The organism is Streptomyces sp. ISL-12 (assembly GCF_018614415.1).
Taxonomy (GTDB): Bacteria; Actinomycetota; Actinomycetes; order Streptomycetales; family Streptomycetaceae; genus Streptomyces.
The window spans coordinates 18,772-41,426 of record NZ_JAGGOO010000064.1; the positions used below are offsets into that span (position 1 = coordinate 18,772).

General features: G+C 69.3%; 19 protein-coding genes and 4 pseudogenes. 8 read left to right on the top strand and 15 right to left on the bottom strand.

Features of this window, described 5'->3' with window-relative positions:
* Positions 1-80: 80 nt before the first annotated feature.
* Positions 81-1,424, top strand: coding sequence for an alpha/beta hydrolase-fold protein (locus J7I94_RS18155; protein ID WP_308114611.1), 1,344 nt, complete (start codon positions 81-83; stop codon positions 1,422-1,424).
* Between the two features lie 47 nt (positions 1,425-1,471).
* Here the strand turns inward: J7I94_RS18155 and J7I94_RS18160 are convergent, their stop codons facing one another.
* Entirely contained in the window at positions 1,472-3,196 is a 1,725-nt protein-coding gene (locus J7I94_RS18160) for a glycoside hydrolase family 3 N-terminal domain-containing protein (protein WP_215168174.1), read from the bottom strand.
* On the bottom strand, positions 3,196-3,585 hold the full coding sequence (locus J7I94_RS18165) for a twin-arginine translocation signal domain-containing protein (RefSeq protein WP_215168175.1): 390 nt from the start codon (positions 3,583-3,585) through the stop codon (positions 3,196-3,198). The genes J7I94_RS18160 and J7I94_RS18165 overlap by 1 nt, the downstream gene beginning before the upstream one ends.
* A 401-nt stretch (positions 3,586-3,986) precedes the next feature.
* Here J7I94_RS18165 and J7I94_RS18170 point away from each other — a divergent pair, with 401 nt between their 5' ends.
* The 6 genes and pseudogenes from J7I94_RS18170 to J7I94_RS39340 form a co-directional block, all read left to right on the top strand.
* Entirely contained in the window at positions 3,987-5,561 is a 1,575-nt protein-coding gene (locus tag J7I94_RS18170; protein WP_215168176.1) for a carboxylesterase/lipase family protein, read from the top strand.
* 55 nt (positions 5,562-5,616) lie between these two features.
* Positions 5,617-7,278: a carboxylesterase/lipase family protein gene (locus J7I94_RS18175; protein ID WP_251075339.1), complete on the top strand. Its 1,662-nt coding sequence runs from the start codon at positions 5,617-5,619 to the stop codon at positions 7,276-7,278.
* 256 nt (positions 7,279-7,534) lie between these two features.
* Positions 7,535-7,814 (top strand): annotated as a pseudogene (locus J7I94_RS38425) (IS630 family transposase); the annotation flags it as partial.
* A gap of 64 nt (positions 7,815-7,878) precedes the next feature.
* The gene (locus J7I94_RS18180) at positions 7,879-8,448 is read left to right on the top strand and encodes a maleylpyruvate isomerase N-terminal domain-containing protein (RefSeq protein WP_215168177.1); all 570 of its coding nucleotides are present in this window, start codon (positions 7,879-7,881) and stop codon (positions 8,446-8,448) included.
* Positions 8,449-8,763: 315 nt separating this feature from the next.
* Positions 8,764-9,312, top strand: a pseudogene (locus J7I94_RS18190) (transposase); the annotation flags it as partial.
* A 498-nt stretch (positions 9,313-9,810) separates the two neighbouring features.
* Positions 9,811-9,873, top strand: a pseudogene (locus J7I94_RS39340) (hypothetical protein); the annotation flags it as partial.
* Between the two features lie 213 nt (positions 9,874-10,086).
* Here the strand turns inward: J7I94_RS39340 and J7I94_RS18200 are convergent.
* Together J7I94_RS18200 and ilvA are read right to left on the bottom strand one after the other, a co-directional pair.
* Positions 10,087-10,497, bottom strand: coding sequence for a VOC family protein (locus tag J7I94_RS18200; protein ID WP_215168178.1), 411 nt, complete (start codon positions 10,495-10,497; stop codon positions 10,087-10,089).
* A gap of 225 nt (positions 10,498-10,722) precedes the next feature.
* Positions 10,723-11,988, bottom strand: a complete 1,266-nt coding sequence (gene ilvA, locus J7I94_RS18205) for a threonine ammonia-lyase IlvA (RefSeq protein WP_308114612.1) — start codon at positions 11,986-11,988, stop codon at positions 10,723-10,725.
* A gap of 28 nt (positions 11,989-12,016) precedes the next feature.
* Here ilvA and J7I94_RS18210 point away from each other — a divergent pair, with 28 nt between their 5' ends.
* Positions 12,017-12,826: an IclR family transcriptional regulator gene (locus J7I94_RS18210; protein WP_215168179.1), complete on the top strand. Its 810-nt coding sequence runs from the start codon at positions 12,017-12,019 to the stop codon at positions 12,824-12,826.
* Here J7I94_RS18210 and J7I94_RS18215 read toward each other — a convergent pair.
* The 11 genes and pseudogenes from J7I94_RS18215 to J7I94_RS18260 all read right to left on the bottom strand — a co-directional run bounded on the left by J7I94_RS18215 (position 12,792) and on the right by J7I94_RS18260 (position 22,604).
* Positions 12,792-13,796, bottom strand: coding sequence for a glycerate kinase (locus J7I94_RS18215; protein WP_215168180.1), 1,005 nt, complete (start codon positions 13,794-13,796; stop codon positions 12,792-12,794). The two genes, J7I94_RS18210 and J7I94_RS18215, sit on opposite strands and share 35 nt — an antisense overlap.
* Positions 13,787-14,761: a D-glycerate dehydrogenase gene (locus J7I94_RS18220; RefSeq protein WP_308114613.1), complete on the bottom strand. Its 975-nt coding sequence runs from the start codon at positions 14,759-14,761 to the stop codon at positions 13,787-13,789. The genes J7I94_RS18215 and J7I94_RS18220 overlap by 10 nt, the downstream gene beginning before the upstream one ends.
* On the bottom strand, positions 14,758-15,714 hold the full coding sequence (locus tag J7I94_RS38430) for a hypothetical protein (RefSeq protein WP_251075340.1): 957 nt from the start codon (positions 15,712-15,714) through the stop codon (positions 14,758-14,760). Before J7I94_RS38430 ends, J7I94_RS18220 begins: the two co-directional genes overlap by 4 nt.
* Complete coding sequence (locus J7I94_RS18225; protein WP_215168182.1) at positions 15,711-16,949, bottom strand: CaiB/BaiF CoA-transferase family protein; 1,239 nt, start codon at positions 16,947-16,949, stop codon at positions 15,711-15,713. Before J7I94_RS18225 ends, J7I94_RS38430 begins: the two co-directional genes overlap by 4 nt.
* A gap of 22 nt (positions 16,950-16,971) precedes the next feature.
* A complete protein-coding gene (locus tag J7I94_RS18230) occupies positions 16,972-18,399 on the bottom strand; it encodes a GntP family permease (protein ID WP_215168183.1) in 1,428 nt (475 codons plus the stop codon).
* A gap of 945 nt (positions 18,400-19,344) precedes the next feature.
* A pseudogene (locus J7I94_RS39345) lies at positions 19,345-19,467 on the bottom strand (IS5/IS1182 family transposase); the annotation flags it as partial.
* A gap of 233 nt (positions 19,468-19,700) precedes the next feature.
* Positions 19,701-20,036: a hypothetical protein gene (locus J7I94_RS39545; RefSeq protein ID WP_374198399.1), complete on the bottom strand. Its 336-nt coding sequence runs from the start codon at positions 20,034-20,036 to the stop codon at positions 19,701-19,703.
* Positions 20,037-20,249: 213 nt separating this feature from the next.
* Entirely contained in the window at positions 20,250-21,119 is an 870-nt protein-coding gene (locus J7I94_RS18245; protein ID WP_215168184.1) for an alpha/beta fold hydrolase, read from the bottom strand.
* Positions 21,116-21,517: a hypothetical protein gene (locus J7I94_RS18250; protein ID WP_215168185.1), complete on the bottom strand. Its 402-nt coding sequence runs from the start codon at positions 21,515-21,517 to the stop codon at positions 21,116-21,118. The genes J7I94_RS18245 and J7I94_RS18250 overlap by 4 nt, the downstream gene beginning before the upstream one ends.
* A gap of 46 nt (positions 21,518-21,563) precedes the next feature.
* A complete protein-coding gene (locus tag J7I94_RS18255; protein ID WP_215168186.1) occupies positions 21,564-22,100 on the bottom strand; it encodes a type II 3-dehydroquinate dehydratase in 537 nt (178 codons plus the stop codon).
* A 48-nt stretch (positions 22,101-22,148) separates the two neighbouring features.
* Positions 22,149-22,604 carry a nuclear transport factor 2 family protein gene (locus tag J7I94_RS18260; protein ID WP_215168187.1) on the bottom strand — a complete coding sequence of 152 codons (456 nt, stop codon included), beginning with the start codon at positions 22,602-22,604 and terminating at the stop codon, positions 22,149-22,151.
* Between the last annotated feature and the right edge of the window lie 51 nt (positions 22,605-22,655).

A 22,655-nucleotide genomic window follows, 5' to 3' on the forward strand; every position in this document is an offset into this window, starting at 1 on the left:
CACCAGTTGAGCAACGGACAGCAGGAGGAGAACGGACCATGAGAAGGCGCGCGTTCGTCGCGAGTGCGGCAGGGGCCGCTGTGGCCGTGATCGGAGGGGCGGCGGCGTACGGCTCCGCGTCGGCGGCTCAGGAGCCGGACAGCAGCGGGCACATCACCGGTGCCACCGCCGTCACCGAGGTTTTCGGAGACGGGCTCAAGCTCATCGCCGTCGCGCTGCAGTACGACGCGGTGATCAAGAACGCGAAGCTGTCGACCGGAACGTTCACGGTGGCCGACCGCACCGTCACCAAGGTGTACGCCAGTACCGCGCCGGCCCCCGCGGAGAAGGGCCGCGACGGCCGGTACGTCATCGTCGAGATGTCCCCGGACGACGAGGCCGCGGCCCTGACCGAGAGCGGCATGGGCGGTTCCGGCGGGACTCCGCCGAGCGGCTCGCCCAGTGGTTCCCCCAGCGGGTCGCCGAGCGGCTCACCGTCCAGCGGCACCGGCCAGCAGGGCGGAGGCACCAAGGAGGCCGTCGCCACCGTCGTCCAGGCGGGGGATGTCGTCACCGCGCGGGGCACCGTCTACCCCGCCGACGCCACCGGTGTCACCACCACCGCCGTGACGAACCTGGTCGTCGACGACTTCGAGCAGCTCACCTTCACCGATCCCGCGACCGGCAACACCCTCGACTACAACCTGTACACGCCCAAGGGCTACGACAAGCGGAAGTCCTACCCGCTGGTGCTGTTCATGCACGACGCCAGTGTGCTGAGCACCGAGACGACCACGACCCTGACCCAGGGCAACGGCGCCGTCTGCTGGGCCTCACCGCAGGACCAGGCGAAGCGTCCGGCATTCGTTCTGGCGCCCCAGTACTCCAGTGTGGTCGTCGACGACCACGGCGGCTACACGGTGACCGACATGCTCGACACCACGGTCAACCTGGTCAACAGTCTCACCGAGACCTACAGCATCGACACCGACCGCCTCTACACCACCGGCCAGTCCATGGGCGCGATCATGTCGATCGTCATGGACATCGAGTATCCCGACCTGTTCGCCGCCTCCTACATCGTGGCCGGCCAGTGGGACACCAGCCTGGTCGGTCCCATGGCCGACGACAAGCTGTGGATCACCGTCTCCCAGGGCGACGAGAACGCCTATCCCGGCCAGAACGCCATCACCGCCGCGCTGGAGGAGGACGGCGCGACCGTCGCCCGCGCGGTGTGGGACGGCACCTCGACCGAGAAGGAGTTCGCGGCCGACGTCAAGAGGCTCCTCGCGCAAAAGGCCGCCGTCAACTACGTGGCCTTCGAGGCGGGTACGGTCGTACCCGCCGACCAGGAGGACAACTCGCTGAACAACCACCTCAACACCTGGCGCATCGCCTACGGCATCGAAGGCATCCGGGAGTGGATCTTCCAGCAGCGCAAGTGACCCGCGGGGAGCCGGACCGGCCGGCCGGCTCCCCGCAGTCCGCGGCCTCAGCAGCCGCACCCGGGCGGGCAGTCACCGCACCCGTCCGCCGTCGCACCCGCCGCCGGAGCGCAGCACCCCTTGCCCTGCCAGGCGTCGCGGCCCTCCTTCACAGCGAGGGCGGCGATGACGAGGGCCGCGGCGGGATCGGCCCAGGACCAGCCGAGGGCGGCGTTCAGCACCAGGCCCGCCAGGAGCGCCGCGGACAGGTAGGTGCACAGCAGCGTCTGCCGGGAGTCGGCGACCGCGCTCGCGGAGACCTCCACCGTGCGGCGGCCGGCGGGCAGGACCCAGCGCCCCTTGCCGGTGTCCCAGTAGGACAGGCGGCGTTCGTCGACGCGCAGGGTGAGCAGGCGGGACTGTCCCGGGCGCAGTTCGATCCGTTCGAAGGCGGCCAGGGTCCTGACCGGCATGTCGACGGGTGCGTGCGGCGGCGGGCCGACGTAGACCTGCGGCACCTCGGCGCCGCGCCGCTCGCCGGTGTTGGCGACGGTGAACGACACCTCCAGGCCGTCGCGCACCTCGCTCACCGACAGCCGCCCGTAGCCGAACCGGGGCGAGGCGGCCGAGCCGAGCTGGCTGCCGTCGAGGGAGAGCGAGGCCGCCCCTCGCCACGCCTGGATCATCAGCCGGTACTCGCCGGTCGTCGGCGGGGTGAGGGTGCCGGTCCACACATAGGAGGAGCCGACCGGGAGTGCCTGGTCGCCGGTGAAGTCGACGGTCGGGTCGATGGTGGCGGCGCCGCCCGCGGCCGGGGTACGGGTCAGCCCGTGACCGGTGCCGCCGTCGGGCGTGAGCACGTCGGCCGGCACGGTGGTGCCGGTGAGGTCCACGCCGACGGCGTGGCGCGGGTCGGTGTCCCCGCTGCGGCGCAGGGCGTCGAGCAGGGAGACCATGCGGTCCTCGAAGCCGTAGGCCCGTTCCCCGGAGACGGACACGGCGACCTGGGCGGCGGTCGGTCCGATCAGCGCCAGTGAGCGCAGCGCGGCCCGGCCGAGCGGCAGCGCGCCGTCGTTGGCGAGCAGGACCGCGCCCTGGGTGGCGACCTCGCGGGCGGTGCGGGCGCCGGCCTCGACATCGATGGCGGCACGGGCGGACTTGCGGCTGCCGTCCAGCAGGCCGAAGCGGTCGTACTGGCCGAGGATGCGGGTGATTGTGGTGTCGAGGGCCGACTCGGGGATGGTGCCGTCCTGGACGGCCTGCTCGAGCGGGTCGCCGAAGTAGGTGCCGTCCGGCATCTGCATGTCGAGGCCGTCCTCGACGCTGATGCTGTGCACGGAGTTCCAGTCCGAGGTGACGAAGCCCTCGAAGCCGAGTCCGCCGCGGAGGATGTCGGTCAGGGTGGTGCGGTTCTCGGTGTTCCACTCGCCGTTGAGGTGGTTGTAGGCCGCCATCACCGAGGAGACCCCGGCGCGGACCACCGCCTCCCAGGCCGGCAGGTACATCTCGTGGAGGGTGCGGTCGTCGACGCGGAAGTCGAAGTTGGTCGCCGGGTCGTCGGGGTCGGAGCGGTTCAGTTCGCCGTTGCGCTGGTTGTTGGCGAGGTAGTGCTTGGCCATGGCGAGCATGCCCTGGGCCTGGACGCCTTCGATCTGGGCGACGGCGAGTCGCGCGTTGAGGTGGGGGTCTTCGCCGGTCTGGTCTTTGTTGCGGCTGAAGTAGAGGGCCCGGGACAGCTCGATCTGCGGGGCCAGCAGGACGTCCATCCGCAGGGCGCGGCCCTCACGTCCCATCACCTACCCGTACTCGCGGGCCAGTTCGGGATGAAGGAGGCGGCCAGCGTGGACACCGGGGGGAGACCGGTGGCGGAGGCGGCGACGTTGACGCCGGCCGGGCCGTCGCTCATCCGCAGTGGCGGTATGCCGAGGCGCGGCACGCCGGGCAGGTAGCCGGCCTGGCCCAGGCGCTCGGGGTCGGTCGCGCCGTGCACCAGGGAGATCTTCTCGTCCAGGGTCAGTCGGGCCAGCAGTCCGCGGACCTCGGAGCCGGCGTCAGCGGGTCTGGCCACCGCGGCAGGTTCCAGCAGCGCGAGGAAGGCGACGGCAGCCGCCGCGGAGCCGAACCCCTTCAAGACGTCCCGGCGGCTGCGGACGGACGGGATGTGGTCGTCGGAGTGAGGCATGAGGGCGTTCCCTTTCCCTGCGGCGCACGTCGTCAGACACACCGCCCGGCGCTCCCCTGACACAGGGCAGGCCGAAGAGGTCGCCTGGCCCCGGGTGCCGGGCGGGTGCGGACCGAGTGTCGACGGGGCGGCGCTCGTGGCCAACGCTTCAAGCGAGCGCGGTAGTTGCCGAGAGTCGCGCGTTCGACTACCGAAACTCCTGCTGACCAGCCGGTCAACAAGACGGTGACCGCACGAGATCCGCCTTCAGAGGCTGAAGAAAAATATGTCGCGCATATTGCTGACAATATTGCCGCCCGGTTACGTTCGCAGTCGGCCACAGACAACTCACATCCAACAGCCCGTCCCGCCGGTCACTTGGTGGCGGCCCCTTACTTGGAGGTTGTGTGTTCAAACGTGTCTTGAGGCGCCCGCTCGCCGCGCTCGCGGCGTCCGCCCTGCTGCCCGCCCTGGCTCTGGTGGCCTCCGCGTCCACCGCCAGTTCGGCGTCCGGACCGGACGCGGACCGCGCCGCTCCTGTCGTGCGGACGGACAGCGGCCTGGTCCAGGGGGTGACCACCGACCGGGCGGACCGTTTCCTGGGTCTGCCGTACGCGGCCCCGCCCGTACGTGACCTGCGCTTCGCGCCGCCCGCCGCGCCCTCCTCCTGGAAGGGCGTGCGCGAGGCGGACCAGCAGTCGCCCGCCTGTCTGCAGTTCCAGCCCTCCGGCATACGGGAGGAGCAGGCCGTCAGCGAGGACTGCCTCTACCTGGACGTCTACCGCCCCAGTGGCACCAAGCCCGGTGCGCGGCTGCCCGTGCTGGTGTGGTTCCACGGCGGTGCCAACACCCAGGGCACCGGCGTCATCTACGGCGGCGGCAGCATGGCCGCCAAGAGCGACGTCATCGTCGTCACCGTCAACTACCGCCTCGGCGCCCTCGGTTTCCTCGCCCACCCGGCGCTGAGCGAACAGACGCCGGGTGGTTCGGGCAACTACGCCCGGATGGACCAGGTGGCGTCCCTGAAGTGGGTCCAGGACAACATCACGCGCTTCGGTGGCGACACCGGCAACGTCACCATCGCCGGCCAGTCGGCGGGCGGCGGCGCCGTCTGCGACCTGATGGCCATGCCGTCGGCGCGCGGCCTGTTCGACAAGGCCGCGGTGCAGAGTTCGCAGTGCCTCCAGTCGCAGTCGACCCTCGCGGCCGGCGAGCAGAGCGGGGTCGGCTACGCCGAGGCGGTCGGCTGCACCGACGAGGCCACTGTCGTGGCCTGCCTGCGCAAGGCGTGGCCGGGCACCCTGATCGCGCACCAGGGCGAGTACCTGGGCGGCTCCAAGGTCGGCGGCTCCGTGCTGCCCAAGACGTTCCGGCAGGCGCTGGCCGACGGGACCTGGAACGCGGTGCCGGTGCTGACCGGCAACACCCGCTCTGAGAACCGCCTCGCCTCCGAGGCGCTCGCCGACCTCACTCCGGAAGGGTTCGCGGAGCAGGTCCGCGAGGACTACGGCGACCGGGCCGACCGGGTGCTGGAGCTGTATCCGCTGGCGGACTTCGACAACCCCTGGGACGCCCTTACCCAGATCCGGACCGACGTCCAGCGCGCGTGCACCAACCAGCAGGCCGCGCAGCTGATCTCGGCCAAGGCGCCCGTCTACCGGTACGAGTTCGACGACCCGACCTCGCCGACGCTGTACGGCTTCGCCATCCCCGGCAAGGACATGTCAAACGCGCACAGCGCCGAACTCGCCTACCTCTTCGACTTCGCCCTCGGCGAGAAACCCCTCACCGCGCGGCAGGAGAAGCTGGCCGACCAGATGATCGCCTACTGGGGCGCGTTCGCCCACAGCGGCGCTCCGAAGGCCAAGGGTGAGCCGGCCTGGCCGCGGTACACCGAGGCTGCCGACTGGCCGGTCATGCAGCTGCGCACGGCCGGTGCCAGCAAGGTGATCAGCAGCTACTCGGCCGACCACCACTGCGACTTCTGGCTGTCCTGACGTCATCGCGTCGCCGACCGTTTCCGGCACACCCGCACGCAGAAAGCAGGGAGCCATGAGACCGTCCACCACCCCGTCCACCACCCGGCGCGGCACCGTCCGCGCCGCCCTGACCGCCCTCGGGCTGCTCGCCCTCGGACTCACCCCGCTCGCCGCCCAGGCCCAGTCGTCCACGTCGGCGGGCGGCCGTCCCGTCTCGGACGTGGTGCAGACCAGCCAGGGCAAGGTCCGCGGCACCGACCGCACCGGCTACGACGCCTGGCTGGGCATCCCCTACGCCGACGCCGGCCGCTGGGAAGCGCCCCGGGCCGCCGCGAAGTGGTCCGGCGTCCGCGACGCCACCTCGTTCGGCGACCGGTGCGCGCAGAACAGCGGCTGGGACCCCGGCTACGAGCAGACCATCACCACCGAGGACTGCCTCGACCTCAACGTCTACGTCCCCGACTCCGCCCGCGCCAGGACACCGGTCCTGGTGTGGATCCACGGCGGCGGCTTCACCGGCGGCGCCGGCCAGGACACCAACCCGCGCAAGTTCGTCACTCAGACCGGCGCGATCGTCGTCACCATCAACTACCGCCTCGGCGTCCTGGGCACCCTCAACCTCCCCCAGCTCCAGGCGGAGAGCGAGGACGGCCCCGGCAACTTCGGCCTCCTCGACCAGCAGGCCGCCCTGCGCTGGGTGCACTCCAACATCGCCCGCTTCGGCGGCGACCCAGGGAACGTCACCATCGCCGGCCAGTCCGCCGGCGCCGGCTCGGTCTGCGACCACCTCGCCTCCCCCACCGCCAAGGGACTCTTCTCCCGCGCCGTCATCATGAGCGGCGGCTGCAGCCTCCAGTCCGCCGCCTCCGGCCAGGCGCAGAGCACCGCCTTCGTCAAGGAGACCGGCTGCGCCACCGCCGCCGACATCCTGGCCTGCCTGCGCGCCAAGCCCGCCGCCGACCTGCTCGCCGCGCAGAAGAAGGCCGGCGTCAGCCTCTCCACCGGCGGACGCGCCTTCCCGGTCGACCCGGCCACCGCGGTGCGGACCGGCCGGTTCAACCGGGTCCCGGTCATGCTGGGCCAGACCGACAGCGAACGCGGCCTGTCCACCTTTCAGAACTACGACTACCTCGGTACGCCGATGACGGCCGGCCAGTACGAGGACGCCGTTCGCTCCGCCTACGGTGAGGACGCCGACGCCGTACTCGCCGAGTATCCGCTCAGCGACTACGCCACCCCGGGCGAGGCGTGGACCGACGCCCAGAACGGCTCCACCTCCTACACCCGCTGGCAGCTCACCCGTACCCTGTCGAAGTGGGTGCCCACCTACGCCTACGAGTTCGCCGAGAGCGACACCCCGCACTTCACGTCCATCTTCCGCATCCAGCAGGAGAGCCGGGCCGCCCGCGACTTCCCGTTCGGCGGCGCGATCCACGTCGACGACCTCGGCTACCTCTGGGACTACCTCGGCCAGACCCTCCCCTACGACGACGACCAGCTCGAACTCTCCCGCCAGATGATCGAGTACTGGGACCGGTTCACCGCGTCCGGCGACCCCAACGGCCCGGACACTCCGTCCTGGCCCAGGTTCAGCGACCGGACGGGCACGCTGATGTCGCTCGTCGCCTGCGACACCGCACCGGCGAGCGGTGACGCCCCGGCCGCCTGCTCCAAGGCGAGCCGTGACTTCCCCGAAGAACACAACCTCGCCTTCTGGCAGAAGCTGCTGTCCTGACCGGCCCACACGCGAACCGGGCCCGGCACGCATCCCGCGCGCCGGGCCCGCCCGTGTGCCGTACAGCGCACCCGGGGCAGCACCTCCTCCCCGAAGCCGCGCAGCGTGCGCTCCAGTTCGTCGAGGCCGCCGCGGTTGGCGAGCCACATGCGGTGCACTCCGCGGTCGGTCAGTTCCTCGATCCGCCGAATCCAGTCGGAGGCGTCGCCCGCAATGCCCCAGCGGTCCATCGCGAAGCCGGCCAGCCCCAGCTCGGGCGAAGAAGAACCGCGTCGAGCTGTGCTTCACCCCGACCTACGCCTCCTGGGCCAACCCGATCGAAGCCCACTTCGGACCGCTGCGGCAATTCACCGTCGCCAACTCCCACCGCCCCAACCACACCATCCAGACTCGAACCCTGCATGCCTACCTGCGCTGGCGCAACACCAACGCCCGCCACCCGGACGTCCTCGCGGCCCAGCGCAAGGGAACGTGCCCGGATCCGCAGCGAGAAGGGCATCCGCTGGGGCGGCAGACCCATCACCGCCGCGGCCTGAACGAACGAACAGCACAGCCCCCACCCCCTCCCCCACAGACAACGTGCCTTGCGAGGAGCGCCACATGGACCACCAAGACGTTCAGGCCGCCTTGGCGCAGATGCTGGAGGTACTGGAGCCCCGCACGGGCGAGGACTGGACAGTGCCGGCCGGCCCGCTGGAATGGAGCTGCCAGCAGACGGCCGCGCACATCGGCCACGACCTGCTGGCCTACGCGGGCCAGCTCGCCGCGAGCCCGGCCGACGCCTACCTCCCCTTCGATCTGCGCGTGCGACCCACCGCCTCGCCTGCCGAGGCGCTGCAGGTGGCCGCCGCCTGCGGCGGGCTACTCGGCAGCGCGCTGGCCACCGCCGACCCGTCCCTGCGGGCCTGGCACTGGGGCCCGTGCGACCCGACGGGGTTCGCGGCGATGGGCGTCGCCGAGATCCTGCTGCACACCAACGACATCACCCGCGGACTGGGCGTGGACTGGCTGCCGCCGGCACTGCTATGCGCGGCCGTGCTCGACCGACTGTTCCCCGACGCCCCGCCCGGCGAGCCCGTCCGAGTGCTGCTGTGGTGCACCGGACGCGGGGACCTGGACGGTCTGCCCCGCCGGACGTCGTGGGTGTGGAAGGCGGCACGGCTCGACTGAGCACACTCAACTCGGTGAACCTATGCGGTCACAGCACTTAAGCCGATGCTCAAAGGGTTGAAGCCCATCACGTTCGGCTAGGTAAGCAAAGAGCATGTCAGGGTCGTGAAGCGGCCCACCGGCCCGCCCAAGCCCGTCGCCCTGATTCCGCTCCTGCTGGAATACGGTTACTCAACCAATAAGACAGCACGGACACTCGGGCTGGGCGGAGCAGGGCAGCCCCTCGGACGCACCTTGTACGCGATCCTCGCCCGGCGCACCGGAGTCACCGCGCGCACGATCACGTTGATCGCCCTCGGTGGCCTCACCACCGCGATCACCGACGTCCTCATGCTCGTCTGCGGCGACGGGCTCAAGGGCCTGCCCGACGCGGTCGAGACGGCCTGGCCCAGGACGATCGTGCAGACCTGCGTGGTCCACCTGCTGCGGAACTCCATCCGCCATGCCGCCCGCCACGACTGGGACAAGATCGCCAAACTTCTCAAGCCCGTCTACACCGCGGCGACCGAGGAAGCCGCCCTGGAGCGGTTCGCCGAGTTCGCCGACACCTGGGGCCGGAAGTATCCGGCGATCGTGAAACTGTGGAAGAACGCCTGGGAGGAGTTCACTCCGTTCCTGCGGTTCGACACCGAGATCCGCCGCATCGTCTGCACCACCAACGCGATCGAGTCTTCCAACGCCCGCATCCGGCGGGCGGTCAAGGCCCGCGGCCACTTCCCCAACGAGCAGGCCGCCCTGAAGTGCGTCTACATGGCCATCATGTCCCTCGACCCCACGGGCAAAGGCCAGGCCCGCTGGACCATGCGCTGGAAGACCGCACTCAACGCCTTCGACAACACCTACGACGGCCGACTCTCAGCAGCCCATCAGCAACCCCAACCACCCTGGTTGCACCGCTCGTTTGACAGACCCCGTCGCGGACTGCTGCCCGCCGAGCACAAGGTCGATGCCGGCTACACCTCCCTGCCCCACCTGGAACAAGCCACCCGTGAACACGAGGTCACAGTCTCCGGGCCGCTGCGGAGCAACTCCACCCGTCAGCACCGCCAGAACGAGGGCTTCGCCCGAGACGGCTTCCACATCGACTACGACCGCCAGCAGGCCAACTGCCCCCAGGGTCAAGTCAGCCAGGGCTGGCATGGCCCCTACCCGACCTCCTCGCCCATCGCGGCCCCGCTGATCGTGGCCCGGTTCACCAAGAGCCAGTGCCGTCCCTGTCTCGTCCGATCCCGCTGCACGTCTACCGTCGACAGCGCCCGCACCGTGGGTTTTCCCCCGCGCGAACTCCGCGACCTGCAGCTCCGCGTCCGCACCGAGCATCAGACGCCTCAGTGAAAGGCCCGTTACGCGGTCCGCTCCGGAGTGGAGGGCACGGTCAACGAGTTCGCTCACGGACACGGCATGCGCCGCTGCCGCTACCGAGGACAGGGAAAGGCACACGTCCAGCACGTTCTGACGGCCATCGCCGTCAATATCGAACGCCTCAGCAGACTTCCACCCACCGAGGAAGCCCCCCACGCCTCGCCGACCAACCACGTTCCAGAACTTCCTCGACCAGTGCGCGATCCCCCGGCCGAAGTCGTGGCGAAGCCTGGGCAGCTGACCTCGACGACTCCAAGATCCCCGACAGAGTCAAGCTCAGAGCAGGTTGGAGATCTCCAACAGGTTGCCGTCCGGATCACGCACGTACACGCTGCGCAAGGAACCCTGCGCTCCGGTGCGTTGAACGGGTCCTTCCTCGACCTCGATGCCTTGGGCGTCCAGCTGGGCGAGTACCTTCTCGATCGGGGTACCTGTGGTGAAGCAGAGGTCGGCGCTACCGGGGGTGGGCATTGCCGCCTTCGGCAGGAACTCGTTCCCGTAGGGGTGAAGATTGATCTTGCTGCCGCCGAAGTTGAGCGCGCGGCGCCCTTCCCCGAACGTCACTGCCTCCATGCCGAGGGCACGGGTGTAGAAGTCGACGGTGGCGTCGATGTCCCTGACGGTGAGCACCAGGTGATCAAGACGGTCCAGCGTGAACTGTTTCGCCTGGTTCGTGTGTCCTGCCATTTCCGCCTCCTGTGTGGTGATGGCCGCTGTGTCCGATGCTCGTACGGATGACAGGGCCTGGTCGCATCCGGTGACGAGTGCGAAGGATGCTCCGACGACTACGACGGCAAGCGCCGCACGCTTCTTCGTTCTCGCAGTGTCCTCCCTGATGGATGGGTTCACCGGCAGCGACATCACGCCGACCAGAGGCTGAACCGTGACCGGGCGAGTCCGTGCACGTCCGGATCACGACAGGAACCTGAACAGCGGGCTGTCCGGTGGCAGGCGTTCTATGCGGTGCGGGACCTTCCGCATACGGGCCGTCATCGACTCAAGGCCGTCGGGCGAACCCAGTTCGATGCCAACGAGTGCCGGACCGGTCTCGCGGTTGTTGCGCTTGATGTATTCGAACAGGGTGATGTCGTCATCCGGCCCCAGCACGTCGTCGAGAAACTGGCGCAGTGCCCCTGGCTCCTGCGGGAATTCGACGAGGAAGTAGTGCTTGCGCCCCTCGAACAGCAGGGCGCGCTCGACGATCTCCGCGTATCTACTCACGTCGTTGTTGCCGCCCGACACGATGCACACGACCGTCGCCCCTGGTTCCAGCCCCGGCGCGCAGTCGAGCGCGGCCGACGCCAGCGCGCCGGCCGGCTCGCTGATGATGCCGTCGGACTGGTACAGATCCAGCATCTCCACACAGACACGCCCCTCGGGAACGGCCAGCATGTGTGGCGGGTACTGGGAGACGACCGCGTACGTATGGGTGCCCACGGTGCTCACCGCGGCTCCGTCGACGAACGGGTCCACGGCCGTGACAGTGACCGGGCGTCCGGCAGCCAGCGCGGCCGCCATGCTGGCCGCGCCCTGCGGTTCCGCTCCGACGATCCGCACCGACGGGTGCGCCTCACGCAGCCAGGCGACAGCACCCGCGAGCAGGCCGCCGCCACCGACGGGGACGATCACCGCGTCCGGGACGCATCCGAGTTGTTCCACGGCCTCCTTCACGACCGTGCCCTGTCCCGCGATGATCCGCGGGTCGTCGAACGCGGGAACCAGCGTGGCACCGGAGGAGTGGGCGTACGCCGTCGCGGCAGCTGCCGCTTCGTCATAGGTGTCGCCTTCGACGATCAGGCGCAGGTGCTCGCCACCGATGGACCGCACCCGCTCCCGCTTCTGTCGCGGCGTGGTCCGCGGCAGATACACGGTGGCTCGCACTCCGAGCAGCGCGCAGGCCAGCGCGACGCCCTGCCCATGGTTGCCCGCGCTCGCGCAGACCACACCGCGCCGTCGCTCGTCGGCGGGGAGTCGGGCTATGAGGTTGTAGGCCCCGCGCGCCTTGTACGACCGTACGGCCTGCTGGTCCTCACGTTTGAGCCAGACGTCGAGTCCGTAGCGTGCGGACAGCCGTTCGCTGCGTTGCAGCGGGCTCGGGCGGATGACGTCCGCGAACCGCTCCGCGGCCGCCGTCACGTCCGATGCACGGACCAGGCCCTTCTCCATGGCCTCAGTCACCCGTTTCTCCTGTCGTATCGTTGTGCGCATGGCAGCCCGAGGTAGTTCCGCGCCGTCCGGCGCCGAGGCGAATGAGGGATCGAAGCAGGCTCCGCTGCTCGTTCTCGGAAAGATCACCGAGATCCTCAACGCCTTCACCTTGGCGCAGCCGGCGTTGAGCCTGCGGGAGATTCAGCAGCGAACTGGTCTGCCGGCCTCGACCGTGCAGCGTCTGGTGACCAATCTGGTGGCGAACGGTTTCCTCGACCGCTCCGAGGACAAAGTGCGTATCGGTGTCAGGATGGCGTACTGGGCGGCCGCCGCGTCGAAGGACCTGGATGTGCTCAAGGTGGTCAACCCGGTCCTGAAGTCCCTTCGGGACCGGACCGGGGAGACGGCGTGCTTCTTCCGTGCTGAGGGCACCCAACGGGTGTGCATCGCCGTCGCGGAGACCCCGCACGCCCTGCGGCGCGAGATGTCGGTGGGCAAGATCGCTCCCGTCACCGTGGGATCGTCCGGGCGTGTCCTGCTGGCCTGGGACCCGGCCCTCGCCGACCGGGTACTCCAGGACGAACTGCCACGGCTTACCGAGAGCACCGTCACCGACCGGGACGAACTGCGCAAGCTCGTCAAACAGACGCATGCCGAGGGGTACGCCATCACGGTCGGGGAGCGCATCGACGGCGCGTCGGGGCTGGCCGCACCGGTCTTCGACGCGGCCGGGGACCTCCTCGGCGCGCTGATGGTGCACGGCCCGACCCTGCGTATGCCGTACGAGAGGTGTGTCGAGTGGGTCGACCTGGTCGTCGAGCATGCCGAACAGATCACCCGCGCGATCGGTGGACGGTATCCGAGCTGAGCCGCAGGCGTCGGGCGATGGTTCGGCCCGCCGCCCTCATTGCGGCCTCATCGCCCGCTACGACGACCTCGGTGAAGGTGTCCCGCATGGTGGCGAGGCCGGGATCGACGGATCCCACGATCGCGAAGCACGGCGTGGCCCCGGCACGGGCCAGCACGGCGGACACGATTTTTCCCTCGCCGCTCTGCGTATCCAGCCTTCCCTCTCCCACCACCACCGCGTCCGCACCCTCGAGTTGCTCGTCGAAGCCCAGCGCGTCGAGTACGAAGTCGGCGCCGGAGAGGAGTTCAGCGTCGAAGCGGGCCCACATCGCGCCGGCGAAACCTCCGGCCGCGCCGGTCCGGGGCACGTACGAAGGATCGCGCGGCAGCCTCTTGGCGTGGTCGTGCAACCGGAGCGTCAGGATCGCCACCTGTCCGGGGTCCGCGCCCTTCTGGGGGCCGAATACCCGTGCTGCCTCGACGTAGGGCGTGGTCACATCGGTGAGTACCTTCACCTTGGCGCCGGACAGACCACCACGCTCTTCGATCGCCTTCAGGGCACCGATGCCTCCATCGCTGGTGGCGGACCCGCCGGCGGCCACGACGATCTCGCGGGCGCCGTGGCGCACCGCGTCGACCATCAGCATGCCCACTCCGCGGGTGTCGGCTACCACCGGATCCCGGGGGCCGTCGTGCAGGACGTCGATACCGCACACATCGGCGAGTTCGATGAACGCCGTCCCGTTCGCAGCAAGAGCGATCCGGCCGTCGCATGCCGATCCCCAGGGGTTGCGGGAGGGCGTGGTGCGATAACGCAGTCCGAGGGGTTCGGTGAGTGCGGCGAGTGTGCCCTCGCCTCCGTCGGCGACGGGCATGAGCACCGGTGTCGCCGAGCTGTCCGCCAGACCCTGGCCGATCGCCTCGGCGACCTGGCGTGCGGTATAGGTGCCTTTGAAGCTGTCCGGTGCGACGAGGACCTTCATCGCCATGCCTCCGGGTTCACGGCGTGAGGCGGCATCTGACCGCGTGCCATGGCCACCGCGTTCTCGGCGCACAGTGCGGCCATGGTGGACCGGACCGACCGGGTCGCGCTGCCGATGTGGGGCAGCAGCGTGGTGTTCGGGAGTTCCGCGAGACCGTCCGCCAGCGCCGGTTCGTCCTCGTACACGTCGAGGCCCGCCCCGGCGATCTCGCCGGCGCGCAGTGCGGCGACCAACGCCGTCTCGTCGACCACCGGACCGCGGGAGGTGTTGATGAGACAGGCCGTCGGCTTCATCGCCCGCAGGATTCTGGCGTCGACGAGATGGTGGGTCTCGGCGGTGAGCGGGACATGCAGCGACAGGAAGTCGCTCGTGCGCACCAGATCGTCCCAGTCCGCGTACTGGACCCTCCCGGCCAGATGTCCGAGCCGGTCGGCCGGCAGGGCGCCGCCGCGCACGGTGTAGCGGACCGTCATGCCGAAGCCCAGGGCGCGTTCCGCCGTCGCTCTGGCGATCCGCCCGAAGCCGACCAGACCGAGTGTCGCGCCGCTGACGTCGTGCCCGAGCAGGAGCTCGGGTTGCCAGCCCTGGTATCCGCCCGCGCGCAGAAAGCCGTCCGCCTCCACGCAGCGGCGTGCCGTGGCGAGCATGAGCAGCATCGCGATGTCAGCGGTGGCGTCGGTCAGGACGCCGGGGGTGTTGCCCACGACGATGCCGCGTCGTGTGGCCGCTCGGACGTCGACGTTGTCGTAGCCGACCGCGTAGTTGGAGATTCCTTTGATGGTCGCGTTCTCCAGGACTGCCTTGTCGAACACGTCCGTCAGCTGTGCCACGACGACGTCGAACGCGCCGGACGCGCAACGCAGACGCAGTTCCTCTGCGGACAGTCGCTGGTTGGGCACTTCGACGTCGCCGGCCGCCCGCAGAATGCTCATTCCGGGCTCGGGGATGGGGGTGGTGACGAGAAACCTCACTGGCAGGGCTCCGTATCCGGTGCGGTGGCCCACGGGAACGCGGTGGTGCTGAGGTGAGCCGCCTGCCCCGCGCGGGAACGGTTGGGTTCGGCCAGTTCGGCCAGCAGCGCGTCGGCCAGTTCGACGAACGCGCCGAAGGTCTTGGGCGTCAGCCAGTCGGGACGCAGCGCGAAGAGCAGATCCTCGGTGGCGGCGTTGCCACTGGCTCCGGGCGCGAAGGGGCATCCGCCGAGTCCGCCGAGGGCACCGTCGAGTTCACTCGCGCCGGCCGCAGCCGCCGCCAGCGAGTTGGCGACTCCCATTCCCCAGGTGTCGTGTCCGTGGTAGACGATCCGCCGCTGGGGTGACCGCTCGTTCACCTTGGAGATCAGGCTGCTCACCTGCTGCGGCACCGCCTGGCCTAGGGTGTCGCAGATGACGATGTCTTCCGCTCCGTGAGTCCGGGGGTCGTCCGCGATCCGCAGAACCGTCTCCTCGGGGACGAGACCGTCGAAGGGACAGGTGAACGCCGTGGCGACGCACAGCTGAATACGGCCGTCCACCGCCCGTGCGTGCTCGATGGCCGCGGGCATGGCGGCGAGGCTGTCCTCGGTGCTCCGGCCGATGTTGGCCTGGTTGTGCCGGTCGGAGGCCGACAGGCAGTACTGGAAGTTCACCGCTCCGGCCCTGGCCGCTTTCTCCACGTGCCTCGGTGTGGCGACCCAGACCCAGGACCGGGCGAGTTCGTCCGGCTCCAGCCGCTCGATGACCTCCAGGGTGTTGGCCATGGGCGGCACAAGGGCCGGGTTGGCGAGCGAGCCGATCTCCACACTGGGAATTCCGAGCGAGAGCAGCTCACGGACCACGGCGACCTTCCGGTCGGTGGAGAGCGGTTTGCCCGTGAGCTGCAACCCGTCCCGCAGCGTCACGTCGCGGAGGGTGACATCGTTCGCCGGTCGCACTGATGAGTTCATGCCTTCTTCTCCGTCACGTTGACGATGGCGTCGATTTCCTCGTCGCTCTTGCCGAGCAGGCCCGACAGCACCTGCCGGGTGTGCTGCCCGAGGTCGGGGCCGAGTGAGCGCACGGGCAGGGAACGGTCGCCGAGAACCGGGACGATCCCGGGGAAGTCGATCTCTCGGATGTCGCCTTCGGCGACCGTGACCGGCAGGCGCTGGAGCATGCCCCGGGCGGCGAACTGCTCGTCCGTGCAGATGTCCGCCGCGGTGTAGATCGGCCCCGCGGGAACCCCCGCTGCGTCGAGAGCCTTCAGCACCTCGTCCCGAGGCATCGTCCGGGTCCAGGCGCCGATGGCCGCGTCCAGTTCCTCACGTCGTTCCCAGCGCTCCGCGTTGCTTTGCAGTGTGGGGTCGTCGGCCAGCTCCGGGCGGCCGATGGCGTGCATGTAACGGCGGTAGATGGAGTCGCCGTTGCCGGCGATCACCACGCTGTGGCCGTCACCGCACTCGTAGGCGTTGGTGGGTGCGATGCCCTCCATCCGGCCGCCCACCCGCTGCCGTTCCAGGCCGTAGGCCAGGTAGTCGGGCACCAGGGACTCCATCATGGAGAAGACCGCCTCGTACAGGGCGACGTCGACGGTGCGCTCGTGCAACGGCATGCGCGTACCGGATCGTTCGCGCTGGAACAGTGACATCACGACGCCGAGTGCCGCGTACAGGCCGGCGAGCGAGTCGCCCAGGGACACGCCCACCCGGGACGGCGGCCGGTCGGCCTCACCGACCAGGTGCCGCATGCCGGCCATGGCCTCCGCCACCGCGGCGAACCCCGGCCGGTCCGCCAACGGCCCGGACTGACCGAACCCGGAGATCCGGGCCAGGACGACGTCCGGGTTGGCTTCCTCCAGACGGGCGGGGCCCAGACCCCAGCGCTCCAGAGTGCCAGGACGGAAGTTCTCGATCACGACATCGCAGTGACGCACCAGATCGAGCACCGTGTCGCGGCCGTGCTCGCTCTTGAGATCGAGCACCACGGACTTCTTGTTCCGGTTGATCGTACGGAACAACATGGAGACATCACCGGCATACAGTCGCCAGTTCCGCAGTTCGTCTCCCGTTCCGGGGCGCTCCACCTTGATCACTTCGGCACCGAAGTCGGCGAGCACCCGGCCGGCCGTGGGGGCTGCAATGTAGTTGCCGAGCTCGAGCACGCGCACTCCGTGCAGGGGCAACTGCGTGGCCTGGTCAGTCATGGGGTCCTTACGGGTCGGAGATTCAGAGAACCGCGCTCAGCACGAGAACGGGGCCCATCGCCACCACGGAGGCGACGGATACGCCCACCGAACAGGTCTTGAGGGTGCCCCGGGTGGTCTGGCCCATCAGGGTCTGCAACAGCCAGAACGTGTTGCTCGTGAGATGCACGAGGAACAGCGATCCGGCGCCCGCGGCGAGTGCGATGAGGACAGGGTTGATTCCGAGGGACGGAGCGACGGGCGCGAGCAGGCCGGCAGCGGTGATCGCGGAGATGGTCACGGATCCGACCGCGACATGGAGCACGGCGGCGACCAGCCACACCACCAGCAGCGGAGCCCAGGTACCCGCCGTGAAGTACTTCCCGAGGATGTCTCCCAGCCCAGCGGCGGCGATCGTCGCGGCGAGGCAACCGCCCACACCGTTCAGAAGGAGGATCTGACCGCTGTCCGCCAGCCCTTTCGACAGTGCAGCGTCCACGGCCGGTTGTCCAAGGACGCGCCGGGTCAGGACACATGTCGCGACGAGCCCGAGCAGCAGCGCGACGACCGGACTGGAGACGAACTCGACGACCGGGTTCTTCCAGTGGACGACATCGGCGAGCGCTCCGGTGGCGATGAGGACAAGCGACGCGAGAAGGGGTGAGAACAACAGCAGCAGCTTGGAACCGGACCGCACCACCGGCTCCGTCTCCGTGCGTACCGCGCCCGGCGCGGCCTTCACCGCAGTACGCACACCGCTCGCAGCCGGGGACTCCGCGTCACCACCATGGCCCCCGGTCCCGGCGAGCTCCTCGGCGCCGCCGCCGTCCTCCTCGTCCAGCTCCGGCTTCCACCAGCCCCGCGTCAGGACGAAGCTCATGACGGCAACGGCGATGAAAACGGTCGGAATCACGACGACCAGTCCGAAGAACAGGTATTCGCCCAGCGGGACATCGAGCAGAGCCGCCAGGGCCAGGGCGCCAACGCCTGGGACCGTGAACACGATGCCGCACTCGAGGCCGATGGCGAGCGCGGTCGCCATCCGGGCGGTGCCGTAACGGCCGAGCTTTCCGGCGATGCCTTTGGCCAGCGGCCCGGTGATCACCAGAAGAACGTCGAGGAAGATCGACTGCAGGAACGTGGCGATCGTCAACGCCAGAGCGTACGGAACCCGTTTGGGGCCCGCGACTCGCAACAGCGTGCCGACGAGGCGTTCGATGGCACCGAGATCACGCAGCAGGGCCCCGATGAGCACGCCGAACGCGACCAGAAGGCCGATCTCGGCCATGACGTCACCGAATCCCTTGGTGACCGTCTCCACGGTTTTCTCGACCCCGAGTCCCGTTGCCAGGCCGAGGTAACAGGCGCCGAGTACCAGCGCGACCACAGGGTTCACCCGCAACCGCACGATCAGGAACACGATGGCGATCACGGTGATCGCGGTGTTGAGCAGAACAACGCTGTTCGACATGCACACCGTCCGGTTCGTCCAGAAAAGTCTTCTACGCGAAGCGGGCCGGCCCGTTCACTGGCTCGCATTATGAGCATGCGCCCAGAATGTGGGTCAACAGTCAGGCGTGAAGTTTCCTCGACGAAGGCCAGCCACCCTGCAACCGACACGGACAGCGCCGCTTGACCGGGGGCGCCGGGACGGTAATCCGCACCACGACGCGTTGTGCCGAAGCCGTGCACATCGCGAGAAGAAAGCGCACGCAACCGGCAGTTCACCCGGCGCGCCGGACCGTGCCGCCCGACAAGCGAGCAAGCGCACCGGGCCGGCCTGCTCGAACAGGTCTTCTTTCGGGTCGAGCAGCACTGCAACGTGTCCCCGGCTACCGCGGTCGGGCCTGCTCCGGTCCGTCCGCAGGTGCCCTGTACACCGTCTATCAGAACGCGGCATCGCCGCTGGTCAGCCGATGGAAAGTGGAAGATACCGCTGTCTCGCATCCAGGCCGCCGATGATGCCGGGGGCGGGATCGACTGGGACGTGTCGGTGGGCTCGACCGCAGTGCGGGCTCATCAGCACGCCGCCGGTGCGAGGAAGGCGCCGCCAGTCCTGGATCTGATCCCCAGAGGGGGGAGGATCGGGGGACGAACCAGGTCGATCCGGTGCTGCGGAAACTGGCCGTCCGGCTGGAGGAGTGGCCAGATCGGCGAATGCCTGGGACGCTCCCCGCAGCGGATTCATCACCAGGATCCCTCTCGGCGCCGACGGACGCTGCCGGCCCCTCGCCTTCGTTCTGACACCCGGACACTACGGTGACGGCCCCCAGCTCGAGCACGTGCTGGAGCAGATCTCCGTACCTCGATCCGGAGTGGGACGGTCCCGCATCCGGTCCGACCGCGTGCTGGCCGACAAGGCCTGCACGTCGCGAAAACAACCGGCATTACCTGCGACGACGTGGAACCCGGCACACCATCCCCGAACCTCAAGAGGGCAGCGGTGGTCAGCCCACCGCCGCCCGCGGGCCGGACCGGCCGGCGTCAACGGCTCGATCCGGTCCCCCATCTCATCAGTGATCACTAATCGGACAGACACAACCGATCAGCAGTCCTACGGCACCCGGCCGAGCGCCCCTACCAGCGGCCGGGCCGCCGGGGCACCGCAGTGTCGGCCTGGCTGACCAGCGGACTGTTGCGCCGGGTCGGCCTGATCCACGCCATGAGAGTGCAGGGCCCGCCGGGAGACCGACGGGGCGACGTCGATCGCCGCTGAGAGGTATTGGCGCAGAGGGACGGCAGCCCCGAAGCCCGCGTTGGGCCGCGACCTCCTCAACGGATTTTTTGCGAGAACGGGCTCTCCCTCGGCCTCCCACCACCATCACTCTGACGGGCCGAAGTCAGTAACGACACGATGTGTCCCAGGGTCAACCGGATCCACCTTTGCCCAGCTCGGCGAGCCGATGCCCATCTCGACTTCCAGGCCGGATGCCGTGGAGTAGCGGCGCTCTGTGATCGCTCCCCACGACTGGCACCGCTCAGCCGGCCCAGCCCGAGCCCGGTGGCCCAGGCGTCGCTGCTGAGATAGCGGGATTCGTCTGTGGTGAACAGGACGAGGTCGACGTCGGAGTCGGGCCGGGCGGCGTTACGGGGGCAAGAACCCACCATGAGCAGACCGACGACGTCTATGCGATCCCTCGCCCAGCGGGCGATGCGATCGATGACCTCGTCGATCTCTGCGACCCGGTGGACCGGACGGGAGCCACCGGAGCGATCCGTAGCGACACCGGCCGTCGCCCTGTGGCGGCCAGGCGTCGGAGTCCCGCGCTTGGCCCCTGACGAGCGGGATACGCGAGGCGCGTCCCGCTCCGGCTGGGACCGTCACGCACTCGGGGCGACGCCACCGCTGCGCGAGTGTGCCATCGTCCGCAGGGCAGGCAGCAGGTACTCCTTGCACAGCGGGTAGTTCTCCGAGACCGGGAAGTGGCCGATGCCCGGCATGCGGCCGCCCTCGGCGCCGGGGATACGGTCCAGCGTGGCCTGGGTCTCCTCGGAACTGCAGGCGTAGTCGTACTCACCGGTGTAGAGGTGGACCGGGCAGGCCCGGGTGTCGATCTCGTGCTCGCGACCGCTCAGGTCGAGGCCGTTGCTGTAGAAGTACGTATCGCCCCGGTAGATGCCCGGACCCCCCTGGCTGTACATCCACCAGACCTCCTTGCGAGCCGCGAGCGGGCTCTGCGGAGCCATCAGGCCGTAGACCCACGACGGCACCACCTGGTTGCTGTTGACGTCCGGGGCGAGCGGCCAGTCGTGGAACCTGCCCTCGACGGTGGACGCGCCGGAGAAGCCGACGACGCCACCGAGTTCGTCTCCGTGCAGCCGCGCCAGTTCCAGCACCAGTGAGCCGGCCATCGAGCAGCCGACGACGATGGGCCGGTCGAGGCCCAGCGCTCGCACGAACGACATCACCGTCGCGACATAGCGCTCGCTGGTGAGGAGGTACTCCCGCTGCCACCAGCCGTCCGGCGGCAGGGACTTGCCGTGCCAGGGCAGGTCGAAAGCGAGCACCCTGAAGTCCTCCAGGACGTCGGGGTCGTTCTGCAGGTGCCGGTACTGCCGCGCGTCGGCGCCCGCGGTGTGCAGGCACACCACGGGGGTTCCGCTGCCGGAGTCCTCGAAGTAGACGCGGTGCGGCTCGTCGAGAATGTCCAGGTGCAGATACCGGCCGACGACGGGCTCGACGTAGGTCATGCGAGGACTCCTTGCTGGTGGCCGGGAGCGGGCGCACGCATCTGCTGCAGAACGACGTCGATCACCCGCAGATGCCGGATCAGCTCGGTGCGCCCTTCCCGGATCTCGAAGTCGTCCCGGCGCCGGTCCATGGCCAGGACGTGCTGACTGTGGCGCGGTGGCGTCGGGCTGGTGAAGTCGCCCCAGGCCGCGGACGAACCGGCGAGGACCACGTATGGCTTCCCGCAGTGGCCTCCTTCAGCGGTGAACCGGCCGTTCTCGATCTGGTAGGTACGCGACTCATCGTCACACAGCAGGGTCAGACAGACACTGCCCCAGCGGCTCACCAGCCGGAACTCGGGGTCGTCGGCCACGCGCCCCAGCCACTGCTGTTCCTGCTCCGGGTCGAGAAAACTCACCTGCGTGATCCTTGTCCGATGGTTCGCTCGGGCCGTGGTCGGGCGGTCACTCCGCCTCCTTGCCCAAGAAGTCCTCGTCGTCGAAGGCGGAGACGAGCGAGATGAGCGCGCCGAGGTAACTGTGATGCCGCAGGCCCATGGACATGCCGGTCGCCGAGCGGGTGAAGTTCGACTCCCACGGGCCACCGGGCAGGCCGCGACCCGACCACGGGGGCGCCGAGATGTTGGAGAAATGCGTCTCGATCCACGGCTTGCCGGTCTCCTCCAGCGCGTGCCGGACCGCCTCGCCCGTCTTGGTCAGCCCGGCCGGGTTGAGGATGTAGGCGTCGGTCCGGGGAGCGGACTCGTGGATGGTGTCCAGGATGGCACCCTCGTGGTTGGACGTCATCGTCTCCACGGTCACCCCGAGTCCGGCGCCGGCCTCCTTGACGTAGTCGTGGAGGGCTTCGATGGAGGAGATGGGTCCGTAGACGCGCTTGTTGCGGTGGCCCAGGTTGGGCATGTTCGGGCCGTCGATGAGGGTGATGTGCAGTGCGCGGGCGCCGGGCCGGCGCCATCCGTAGCTGGTGCTGGAGTCAGTCATGGGTCCTCCGGTGTGCGGGTGTGGGTGGGCGGGCCGGTCGGTGCGCGATCAGCCGCGGTAGAGGATCTTGGTCTGTGACAGGGCGTCGTACTGCAGTGTCGGCCGGTGGACGCGCTTCTGGATCCGCCAGCCGTCAGCCGTGCGAATCAGCTGGTCCCGGTAGTCGATGGCACGGACCTGGACCCGGCCGACGCCCTCGGTGCCCTGGTGAAGCGTGGCGACGACCAGGCTGTGGGCCGTCGCCCGGTCGCCGTCCACGGTGATGCGCGCGTTGCCGAGGGCATGGTTGGTCGCGTCGTACGCCTTCATGCGGTGCAACCACGTGGCGACGCCCGTACCACCGCGCAAGGCGTCCGGCTCGTCGTTGTAGTACGACATGGCGTCGTCGGTGAAACAGCCGGCGATGCCGTCCCAGTCCTTGTCGTCCAACGAGCCCAGATACCGCTCCAGGGTCTCCCTGACCAGGAACCTGTCGATCGCGTCGGTGGGTGTCGCATCGGTCATGCCGCTCTCCCTTGAGCTATGCCGCGCCGATCTCGCGAGGTTCCCTCACTG

Bases quoted from the DNA above. Each gene is read 5' to 3' on its own strand.
- J7I94_RS18260 (WP_215168187.1), bottom strand. From the start codon at position 22,604: ATGACCGATGCGACACCCACCGACGCGATCGACAGGTTCCTGGTCAGG.
- J7I94_RS38430 (WP_251075340.1), bottom strand. From the start codon at position 15,714: ATGAACTCATCAGTGCGACCGGCGAACGATGTCACCCTCCGCGACGTG.
- J7I94_RS18175 (WP_251075339.1), top strand. From the start codon at position 5,617: ATGAGACCGTCCACCACCCCGTCCACCACCCGGCGCGGCACCGTCCGC.
- J7I94_RS18180 (WP_215168177.1), top strand. From the start codon at position 7,879: ATGGACCACCAAGACGTTCAGGCCGCCTTGGCGCAGATGCTGGAGGTA.
- J7I94_RS18160 (WP_215168174.1), bottom strand. From the start codon at position 3,196: ATGGGACGTGAGGGCCGCGCCCTGCGGATGGACGTCCTGCTGGCCCCG.
- J7I94_RS18165 (WP_215168175.1), bottom strand. From the start codon at position 3,585: ATGCCTCACTCCGACGACCACATCCCGTCCGTCCGCAGCCGCCGGGAC.
- J7I94_RS18225 (WP_215168182.1), bottom strand. From the start codon at position 16,949: ATGACTGACCAGGCCACGCAGTTGCCCCTGCACGGAGTGCGCGTGCTC.
- J7I94_RS18230 (WP_215168183.1), bottom strand. From the start codon at position 18,399: ATGTCGAACAGCGTTGTTCTGCTCAACACCGCGATCACCGTGATCGCC.
- J7I94_RS18215 (WP_215168180.1), bottom strand. From the start codon at position 13,796: ATGGCGATGAAGGTCCTCGTCGCACCGGACAGCTTCAAAGGCACCTAT.
- J7I94_RS18200 (WP_215168178.1), bottom strand. From the start codon at position 10,497: ATGGCAGGACACACGAACCAGGCGAAACAGTTCACGCTGGACCGTCTT.
- J7I94_RS18245 (WP_215168184.1), bottom strand. From the start codon at position 21,119: ATGACCTACGTCGAGCCCGTCGTCGGCCGGTATCTGCACCTGGACATT.
- J7I94_RS18255 (WP_215168186.1), bottom strand. From the start codon at position 22,100: ATGACTGACTCCAGCACCAGCTACGGATGGCGCCGGCCCGGCGCCCGC.
- J7I94_RS18210 (WP_215168179.1), top strand. From the start codon at position 12,017: ATGGCAGCCCGAGGTAGTTCCGCGCCGTCCGGCGCCGAGGCGAATGAG.
- J7I94_RS39545 (WP_374198399.1), bottom strand. From the start codon at position 20,036: ATGGTGGGTTCTTGCCCCCGTAACGCCGCCCGGCCCGACTCCGACGTC.